Source organism: Sphingomonas sp. (assembly GCF_035490575.1).
GTDB lineage: Bacteria > Pseudomonadota > Alphaproteobacteria > Sphingomonadales > Sphingomonadaceae > Sphingomonas.
This window is the reverse complement of the sequence record NZ_DATJLI010000166.1, coordinates 1-9,057: the sequence shown is the minus strand read 5'-3', so window position 1 is coordinate 9,057 and position 9,057 is coordinate 1. Positions and strand designations below refer to the sequence as shown.

8 protein-coding genes are annotated in these 9,057 nt (G+C 67.5%); 4 read left to right on the top strand and 4 right to left on the bottom strand.

From position 1 onward, the window contains the following. From VL973_RS12595 to VL973_RS12585, 3 genes are all read right to left on the bottom strand, one after another. A partial coding sequence (locus tag VL973_RS12595; RefSeq protein ID WP_325284375.1) for a 4-(cytidine 5'-diphospho)-2-C-methyl-D-erythritol kinase occupies positions 1-485 on the bottom strand: 485 nt, incomplete at its 3' end. A gap of 1 nt (position 486) precedes the next feature. Next, positions 487-2,088 carry a tetratricopeptide repeat protein gene (locus tag VL973_RS12590; protein WP_325284374.1) on the bottom strand — a complete coding sequence of 534 codons (1,602 nt, stop codon included), beginning with the start codon at positions 2,086-2,088 and terminating at the stop codon, positions 487-489. 13 nt (positions 2,089-2,101) lie between these two features. Further along, positions 2,102-3,763: an electron transfer flavoprotein-ubiquinone oxidoreductase gene (locus tag VL973_RS12585; RefSeq protein ID WP_325284373.1), complete on the bottom strand. Its 1,662-nt coding sequence runs from the start codon at positions 3,761-3,763 to the stop codon at positions 2,102-2,104. 116 nt (positions 3,764-3,879) lie between these two features. On the opposite strand from VL973_RS12585, the gene VL973_RS12580 reads away from it, so the two are divergent. The 4 genes from VL973_RS12580 (at position 3,880) to VL973_RS12565 (ending at position 7,605) form a co-directional block, all read left to right on the top strand. Continuing rightward, positions 3,880-4,608, top strand: a complete 729-nt coding sequence (locus tag VL973_RS12580) for a uracil-DNA glycosylase family protein (protein WP_325284372.1) — start codon at positions 3,880-3,882, stop codon at positions 4,606-4,608. Beyond that, entirely contained in the window at positions 4,608-6,386 is a 1,779-nt protein-coding gene (locus tag VL973_RS12575) for a lytic transglycosylase domain-containing protein (protein WP_325284371.1), read from the top strand. The genes VL973_RS12580 and VL973_RS12575 overlap by 1 nt, the downstream gene beginning before the upstream one ends. Next, the gene (gene moaB, locus VL973_RS12570) at positions 6,370-6,903 is read left to right on the top strand and encodes a molybdenum cofactor biosynthesis protein B (RefSeq protein WP_325284370.1); all 534 of its coding nucleotides are present in this window, start codon (positions 6,370-6,372) and stop codon (positions 6,901-6,903) included. Before VL973_RS12575 ends, moaB begins: the two co-directional genes overlap by 17 nt. Before the next feature lie 123 nt (positions 6,904-7,026). Further along, positions 7,027-7,605, top strand: a complete 579-nt coding sequence (locus VL973_RS12565; protein ID WP_325284369.1) for a L,D-transpeptidase family protein — start codon at positions 7,027-7,029, stop codon at positions 7,603-7,605. A 21-nt stretch (positions 7,606-7,626) separates the two neighbouring features. Here the strand turns inward: VL973_RS12565 and VL973_RS12560 are convergent. After that, positions 7,627-9,057: ribonuclease R family protein (locus VL973_RS12560; protein WP_325284368.1), on the bottom strand; the 1,431-nt coding region annotated here is incomplete at its 5' end.

Here is a 9,057-nt window from a genome sequence, read left to right as displayed (position 1 = left end):
GGCAAGCCGGGCAGCGGCTCCAGCCGCTCGCCACGCCCGCGCCCGATCGCCGCACGGCCCAGCAGGCAGGCGGGCACATCGGACCCCAGCGCCGCCGCGCAATCGAAAAGCCGCGCATCGTCCAGCGCCACGCCGTGCGTGCGCGCCAGCGCCCGCAACGTCGCCGCCGCGTCGGCAGACCCGCCGCCAATCCCCGACGCCACCGGCAGCCGCTTGACCAGTTCGATCGCGGCGAGGGGCATGGGGCTGACCCGTTCGGCAAACAGGCGCTCGGCCCGCAACACCAGATTGTCGCCCTCTCCGGCCAGCCCTTGCGCGAACGGCCCGGTGATGGTCAGCCCCGCCGGCCCGTCGGGGTTCAGCCGGATCGTGTCGCCATCGGCGACGAATGCGAACAGCGTCTCAAGCTCGTGATAGCCGTCCTCCCGCCGCGCGCGGACGTGCAGCGCCAGGTTCAGCTTGGCGGGGGCGGATTCCTCGATCATCTCAACGGGCAAGGTCGATGCCGCGCTCCAGCTTGGTCGCCAGCCGCGCCTTGTCGGCCTCATCGGCATGAACCGACGCCGCGCGCCACGCATAACGCGCTTCGTATCGCCGTCCCGTCACCCAATAGGCATCGCCCAGATGCTCGTTGATCTCGACATCGCCGGGTTCGGCGACAACCGCCTGTTCCAGCAGCGGCAGCGCCTTCGCCGCCTGTCCGCGCTGGACATAGGCCCAAGCGAGCGAATCGGTGATCGAGGGATCACCCGGCTTCAGCCGCCGCGCCTTTTCCAGCAGCGCCTGTGCGTCGGTCAGGTTCAATCGGCGCTCGACCTGTGCATAGCCCAGATAATTGAGCGCCACCGGCTCGTCGGGGGCGAGTTCGACCGCGCGGCGCAGGAACGGCAGCGCTTCGTCGAAACGGCCCGCCTGTTCCAGCGCGCCGCCGCGTTGCAGGTTCAGAACCCAGTCGGCGCCGGCGGGATCACGCGCCATCGCCTTGGCATAGGCATCGGCCGCCTCGGCAAACCGTTCGGCAGAGACCAGCAGATCGCCCAGCGCGCGCGCGTCCTGGGCGCTGCCACCCCGCGCCGACGATCGCTGCTCCGCAAGTGCGATCGCCGCTTCGGTTTCGCCGGTGCGCTCCAGAATGTCGATGCGAAACCGGTCAGCCAGCGGGCGCAGCGGACTGCGCGGCCCGATCCGCTCGACCAGCGCGATGGCGCGCTCGCCGTTGCCGTCGTGCGACAGCGCGTCGGCCAGCAACAGGGTCGCGCGTTCGTTGCGCGGATCGAGCAACAGCGCCGCGCGTGACAACAGCACGACCAGCGGCGACGGTTCGTCCGCGCTCGCCAGATCGCCCGCCAGCCGCACGAACAGCGTCGACGCGCCGAACGCGGCATCCGCCTTTTCCCCCCGCCCGATCGCCTCACGCTGCGCCACGGCGACCGGATCGTCCCCGGCCAGCAGCGCGCGCGCCGTCCGCCGGTCGCCGCGCCCCGCGAACAGCCGTGCCGCCGCGACGCGCAGGTCGAGCGCGCCGTCATCGGCGACGAGCATCGACTGCAATGCCTGTTTGGCGGGTTCGGTCTGACCGGTGGCGATCAGGATCAGCGCCCGCGCCTCCGCCGAATAACGGCGGGCAATCGCATTTTCCTCTGCGTCGCCAAGGATCGCCAACGGGTCGCCGACACCCGTTTCGACCGCCAGCCACGCATTCAGCACCGGCCCGACGAAATCCAGCGGCCCCTGCCCGACCGCAACGGCGCTGGCCCGCGCGGCGTCCCAGCGGCGCGCGGCGACATGATCGGCAAAGCGCAGCAAGGCCGCATCGGCTGGCGCGACGTCGGATTTCTCAAGGACCGCCAGCGCCGTTCGCGCCAGCGCCATGTCACCCACCGACAGCGCCTCGCGAAAGGCGCGGATCGCGATCACCTCGTTACGCGGATCGGCCGCCAGCGCCAGCGCATAGCCGCGCGCCGCGATATCGGCGGCGCCGTCGGCGTCGGCGGCGCGGGCGCGGACATAGGCGGACAATTCCCCGCCGCGTGGCGGGTCCGACGCGCGCGCCGCCGCCGGAACCAGCGCCCCGGCCAGCACCGTCATCAGGATCAGGCGATCACATGTTCGGATAGTTCGGTCCTCCGCCACCCTCCGGCACGACCCAGTTGATGTTCTGGGTCGGGTCCTTGATGTCGCACGTCTTGCAGTGGACGCAGTTCTGGGCGTTGATGACGAACTTCGGATCGCCCTCTTCCTCGCCCACCACTTCGTACACGCCGGCGGGACAGTAACGCTGTGCCGGCTCGTCATACAAGGGCAGGTTGTGCGCGACCGGCACGGCGGGGTCTTTCAGCGTCAGGTGGACCGGCTGATCCTCCTCGTGATTGGTGTTCGAAATGAACACCGACGACAACCGGTCGAACGTCAGCACGCCGTCGGGCTTGGGATAGTCGATCGGCTGGACCTCGTTCCTGCCCCACAGGCTTTCGTGGTCGGGCTTGTGATGCAGGGTAAAGGGCATCTTCATGCCCCAATGCTCCATCCACATCGTCACGCCCGACAGGCCCGATCCGATGAAGTCGCCATATTTCTTGACCAGCGGCACGACATTGCGAACCCGGCGCAGCTCGTCATGCACCCAGCTCGCTTCATAAGCGGCAGCATAGTCGGTCAGTTCGTCGGCGCGGCGATCGGCCTGCACCGCGGCAAAGGCCGCCTCCGCCGCCATCATGCCCGATTTCATCGCGGTATGCGTGCCCTTGATGCGCGGCACGTTCAGGAACCCCGCCGAACAGCCGATCAGCGCGCCGCCAGGGAAAGTCAGCTTGGGCACCGACTGGAAACCGCCATCGTTGATCGCCCGCGCGCCGTATGAAACGCGCTTTCCGCCTTCCAGCAGCGCGGCGATTTCGGGATGCGTCTTCCATCGCTGCATTTCCTGAAATGGCGACAGATACGGATTGCGGTAGTTCAGCCAGGTGACATAGCCCAGCGCCACCTGTCCATTGGCCTGATGATAGATGAACCCGCCACCATTCGACCCGGCGGTTTCGGACAGCGGCCAGCCTTGCGTATGGATGACGCGGCCGGGCACATGCTTGGCGGGATCGATATCCCACAATTCCTTGACGCCCAGCCCGTAAACCTGCGAATCGCAATTGGCGCGCAGGTCGAACAGACGCATCAGTTCCTTGGACAGATGCCCCCGCACGCCTTCGGCAAAAAAGGTATAGCGCGCGTGCAGTTCCAGTCCCGGCTGCCAGTCGGGCTTGCGCGTGCCGTCGCGTGCAACGCCCATGTCACCGGTCGCCACGCCCCGGACGGAGCCATCCTCGTTGAACAGCACTTCGGCAGCGGCGAAGCCGGGGAAGATCTCGACGCCCAGCCCCTCGGCCTGTTCGGCCAGCCAGCGGCACAGATTGCCCAGCGACCCGGTGTAGCATCCCTCATTGTGCATGAACGGCGGCAGCGCGAATTCCGGCAGTTCGCGCTTGCCGGTTTTCGACAGAACCCAGTGATGATTTTCGGTGACCGGAGTCTGTGCCAGCGGACAGCCCTGTTCGCGCCATTCGGGCAGCAATTCGTCCAGCGCGCGCGGGTCGATCACCGCGCCCGACAGGATGTGCGCGCCGACTTCCGATCCTTTTTCCAGCACGCAAACGGCCAGTTCGGCGCCCGCATCATTCGCCATCTGCTTCAGGCGGATCGCCGCCGACAGGCCCGCCGGCCCGGCGCCGACGATCACCACGTCATAGGGCATCGATTCGCGTTCGCTCATTTCCAGTCTCTCCGTCCGCCGCCGGTTCCCCGCATCGTCGCGTGCGCGCCACGGCCTGTCGGGCCAGCGCTGCACCGACATTGACGCGAAGGTCAAGTCGATGGCTTTAGCTAGGCATGGGGGCCGATCAATACCACCGATGGGACGAACTCGCCGCCAGCACGCTGGAATGGTGGCAGGATGCCGGCGTCGACACGCTTGTCGAGGACGATCCCCGCGACTGGCAGGCTCGGCCCGCCCGCCCCGCCGTAGCGGCGCCCGTCGAACCGGTCAGCGACACGGGGGCAAGCGACACGGGGGCAAGCGATGCTCCCGCCGATTATGCGGCGTTCTGGGACTGGCGGCTGGGCGATGGTGCGCCAGAACGCGAATGGGGCGGCGCGACGTTGGTTCCGCCGGAAGGACCGCGTGACGCCGACCTGATCGTCCTGACCGACCAGCCCGATGGCGATTCGCTGATCGGCGGTGTGGGAGGGGCGATGTTCGATCGCATCCTCGCCTCGATCGGGCGCTCCCGCGACGATACGCTGATCGCGGGGCTGGCAATGGCGCAGCCATTGGCGGGCAGCTTGTCCGACGATCTGCTGCCCCCGCTGATCGACCGGGCGCGGCGATTATTGTCGCTGGCACCCGCGAAGACGGTGCTGGTGGTCGGTCATACGACGAGCCGTGCGCTACTCGCGGCGGACGGCGCTCCCGTTCCGCTGGGTTTACATGGCATTAACCAGGCTGGTCGAGAATTACAGGCACTCGCGATCGCGCATCCGCGCTTCATGCTGAAGCACCCGCAGGTGAAGCGCGATGCATGGCGCTGTCTGCAAATGCTGCTTGGGGGAAAAGCGTAATGAGTATCCGCCTTGGCGCTGTCGCGCTGATCGGTCTGGCCGCGCTGCCCGGCCTGGCATCTGCCGCCGAAACCGCCGCCGACGACAAGCTGCCGGTCCGCAGCGCCGCCGCCAATCGCGGCATCCCGCAGCAACTGGACGATGGCCAGCGCAGTGCCTATCGCAGCGTTTTCGCCGCGATCCGGGACAAGAACTGGAGCGCCGCGCAACTGCAACTCGATGCGATGCGGCCCGGCCCGCTGCACGCGCTTGCCCGTGCCGAGCTGTATACCGCCGCCGGATCGCCCAAAATCGAACTGGTGCCGCTGATGGGCCTGCTTGCCGAAGCCCCCGAATTGCCGCAGGCGCCGCAGATCGCCCGGCTGGCCAAGCTGCGCGGGGCGGAGGAATTGCCGACGCTCCCGACCGCGCAACGCCTGATCTGGGTCGATGGCGCGCCGAACCGTGTCCGGCTGAAGGGCACCGCCAGCGATGCCGCCGCCGCCGAAGTGGCCCAGCGCGCAATCCCGTTCGTCAAGGCCGATGACGGCCCCGCCGCCGAATCGCTCGTCAACGAATATGCCGGTCGCCTGACGCCCGAAGCGCTGACCGAATGGCGCCAGAGGGTGGCGTGGATCTATTATCTGATGGGTGACGATGCCAATGCGCGCCGCGTCGCTACCGCCGCACAAACGGGCACCGGCGAATGGGTGCCGCAGGCCGACTGGGTTCAGGGCCTGGCCGCATGGCGCCAGCGCGATTGCCGCGCCGCGCAGATCGCCTTTGCCGCCGTTGCCCAGCGGGCAACCGATGTCGACCTGCGCGCCGCCGGTCATTACTGGGCGGCGCGTGCCGACATGGCGTGTGCGCGCCCCGACCTGATCCAGACCCGCTTGCAGGCCGCGGCGCAGTATAACGAGACGTTTTACGGGATGCTGTCGCGTCAGGCGCTGGGCATTGCCGAGGCGACCGACCGGCTGCCTGATGCCACTGCGGGCGCCGACTGGAAGGCGCTGGAGCGCCGCCCCAACATCCGCGTTGCCGCCGCGCTGGTCGAAATCGGCGAGGAGGACAAGGCCGCCGAGGTGCTGCGCCATCAGGCCAAGATCGGCGACGCCGCCGATTATGCCTCGCTTGCCCGGCTGGCGGGCGCGCTCAACCTTCCTTCGACGCAAATCTGGCTGGCGCATAACTGCCCGCCGGGCGCGAAGCCGCAAATGGCCACGCGCTATCCTGCGCCCGACTGGACCCCCGATGGCGGCTGGCGCGTCGACAAGGCGCTGGTCTATGCCCACACGCTACAGGAATCGCGCTTTCGCTCGACGGTGGTGTCGCCCGCCGGTGCCTATGGCCTGATGCAGATCATGCCCGCCGCCGCGACCGACATCGCCCGTGCCAAGGGGATGGCGAGCGTCATCGACCGTTCGGCCCTGTCGCGCCCGTCGACCAATATCGAGGTTGGGCAGAGCTATCTGGAAAAGCTGCGCGACATGCCCGCCACCGGCGGCCTGCTGCCCAAGGTGATCGCCGCCTATAATGCCGGGCCGTCGCCGGTGGAGGCGTGGAACATGTCGTCAAAGGATGGCGGCGACCCGCTGCTGTATATCGAAAGCATCCCCTATTGGGAGACGCGCGGTTATGTCATGACCGTGCTTCGCAACTACTGGATGTATGAAATGCAGGCGGGCAAGACGTCGAACAGCCGCGATGCACTGGCACAGGGCATGTGGCCGCGCTTTCCCGGCATGAAGGGCGCCACCGCGGTCAACAGCCGTCGCGGCAATGTCCGCGCCCGCTGATACCGGGCGGGTCCGCCGCCCGGTCCACATCGCGGTGCTGACGGTATCGGACACCCGCGGACCGGCGGAAGACCGATCGGGCGACACGCTGGTCGAGCGGCTGACGGCGGCGGGCCATGTGCTTGCCGATCGCGCGATCGTGCGCGACGATGCCGAATTGATCGTCGCGCGCCTGCACGGCTGGATCGACGACCCCGCCATCGAAGTGATCGTGACCACCGGCGGCACCGGCGTTACCGGCCGCGACGTGACGCCCGAGGCGCTGGCGCGCGTGGTCGACAAGGACATCCCCGGTTTCGGTGAGTTGTTCCGCTGGATCAGCTTTCAGAAAATCGGCACGTCGACCATCCAGTCGCGCGCCTGCGCCGGGGTCTCGCGCGGCACCTATATCTTTGCGCTGCCCGGATCGACGGGCGCGGTGAAGGATGGCTGGGACGGTATCCTGGCCCAGCAGCTCGACATCGACCACCGCCCCTGCAACTTTGTCGAGCTGATGCCACGGCTGGAAGAGCGTTAACCTTCAAGTCGTTAAGGCCCGCATTTTTGTTCCGTTGCGGGACGGGCCAAATAACGCACTGGTCAATCGACCGCAGAAATCCGATATTCCGGCCTTGACGATTGAAACGGGCGGACGCGGATCATGGTTAAGGCGCTGGGGCAATTACTGATCGCACTGATGGTGCTGTCGACGCCCGCGATCGCCCATGCCCGCGGCCCTGCGGTCAACAGCGTGATCGCGCTCGATTCGCCTCTCTCGCACGGTGAATATGCCTGGGACGACAGCGGCGTCGCGGCCGGGCCGGTCCGCATCGTCGTCGACCTGGCGACCGAAAAGCTTCACGTCTATCGCGCCGGCGTCGAGATCGGCCGCGCATTCATCCTGTATGGCGCCGATCACAAGCCGACGCCGACGGGCATTTTCCGCGTCCTGCAAAAGGACCGCGATCACATTTCGAACCTCTATAACGCGCCCATGCCCTATATGCTGCGCCTGACCTGGGGCGGGATCGCGATCCATGGCAGCGAGGTCGAGTTCAACGCCGCAACCCATGGCTGCGTCGGCGTGCCCGACGAATTCGCCGCCCTGCTGTTCGAGCAGGCGCGCATGGGGACCGAGGTGCTGGTGACGCGCAACTGGCGTCCCGATCTCTACCGTGAGGAAGCGCCCGCGCCGATCGTCGCCGATGCAGCGGTAGTGGCGGACCTCACCACCCCCTGATCCACCGCGCGGCGGCGTGCGTTAGCGCCGCTTGCCCTGATGCCGGATATTGGCCGGTCGACCCCTGCGCTTGATGTCGCGCGGCGGGCCACGCCGTTCGCTCGCGCGCTCACCGCTGCCCGAACCCTTGCCGTCGGGCAGTTCGAAGCGCAGCGCGCCCGAAACCGGGTTCGCCTCCACCAGCCGCAACTGCAATCGCTGACCCAGTGCGAAGAACGCACCCGTATCCTCGCCCACCAGCCGCTGGCTCGCTTCGTCATGGCGGAAATATTCGCGGCCCAGGTCGCGGGCGGGGACCAGCCCGTCGCCGCCCACGCCCTCCACCGTCGCGAAAAAACCGAAGGCAGCGACGCCGGTAATCTTGGCGTCCATCACCTCACCCACATGATCGGCCAGATAGGCGGCAACATAACGGTCGACCGTTTCGCGCTCCGCCTCCATCGCGCGGCGCTCAAGGCCTGAAATCATCTCGCCCACACGCGCCATGTTGGCTGCGTCCTCGCTCGACAGGCCCCCCGCGCCCAGCTTGTATGCATCCACCAGCGAACGGTGGACGATCAGGTCGGCATAGCGCCGGATCGGCGACGTGAAATGCGCGTAGCTGCCCAGCGCCAGCCCGAAATGCCCGGCATTTTCCGGCCCGTAATAGGCCTGGGTCTGCGTCCGCAGGACCTGCGTCATGATCTCCTCGCGGGCTTCATGCTCCTTCAACGTGCCCAGGATATGATTGAACGTGCCGGGCTTCACCACTTGTCCCAACGCGAAGCTGAGGTCGAAGGTCTTGAGATAATCCTTGAGCGCGACCAGCTTTTCCCGGCTCGGCGGCTCGTGGATGCGATACATGACCGGGGCCTTCTTGCGCTCCAGCGCCTTGGCCGCGGCGACATTGGCGGCGATCATGAAATCCTCGATCAACCGGTGCGCGTCCAGCCGTTCGCGCGGCGCAACCGACAGGATGCGGCCCTTTTCGTCCAGCACCACGCGCCGTTCGGGCAGGTCGAGGTCCAGCGGGCTGCGGCTGTCACGCGCGCGCTTGAGCGCGGCCCAGCAATCCCACAGCGGCAGCAGCGCGTCGCGCGTCAGGTCGGGCGCGACCGTCGACGGCGCCGCCCCCGCCCCCATCGCGTCGACGGCCGCCTGCGCGTCTTCATAAGCGATATTGGCCGCGATCCGCACCACCGCACGCGCAAAGCGCCAGTCGCGAAGCTCGCCGTCCTTGCCGACGCGAAGGTGACAGATCAGCGCCGCACGATCGACGCCTTCCTTCAGCGAACACACATCCGCCGACAACACCTCCGGCAGCATGGGCACCACGCGGTCGGGGAAATACACCGAATTGCCCCGCTTGCGCGCTTCCTTGTCCAGCAGCGATCCGGGCCTGACGTAGTAGGACACGTCGGCGATTGCGACGATGGCGCGGAACCCTTCTGGATTGGCGGGATCGTCATCGGG

What these genes read in the sequence shown, in the direction of transcription:
- VL973_RS12590 (WP_325284374.1), bottom strand. Translation starts at nt 2,088, where the DNA reads ATGACGGTGCTGGCCGGGGCGCTGGTTCCGGCGGCGGCGCGCGCGTCG.
- VL973_RS12585 (WP_325284373.1), bottom strand. Translation starts at nt 3,763, where the DNA reads ATGAGCGAACGCGAATCGATGCCCTATGACGTGGTGATCGTCGGCGCC.
- VL973_RS12580 (WP_325284372.1), top strand. Translation starts at nt 3,880, where the DNA reads ATGGGGGCCGATCAATACCACCGATGGGACGAACTCGCCGCCAGCACG.
- VL973_RS12575 (WP_325284371.1), top strand. Translation starts at nt 4,608, where the DNA reads ATGAGTATCCGCCTTGGCGCTGTCGCGCTGATCGGTCTGGCCGCGCTG.
- moaB (WP_325284370.1), top strand. Translation starts at nt 6,370, where the DNA reads ATGTCCGCGCCCGCTGATACCGGGCGGGTCCGCCGCCCGGTCCACATC.
- VL973_RS12565 (WP_325284369.1), top strand. Translation starts at nt 7,027, where the DNA reads ATGGTTAAGGCGCTGGGGCAATTACTGATCGCACTGATGGTGCTGTCG.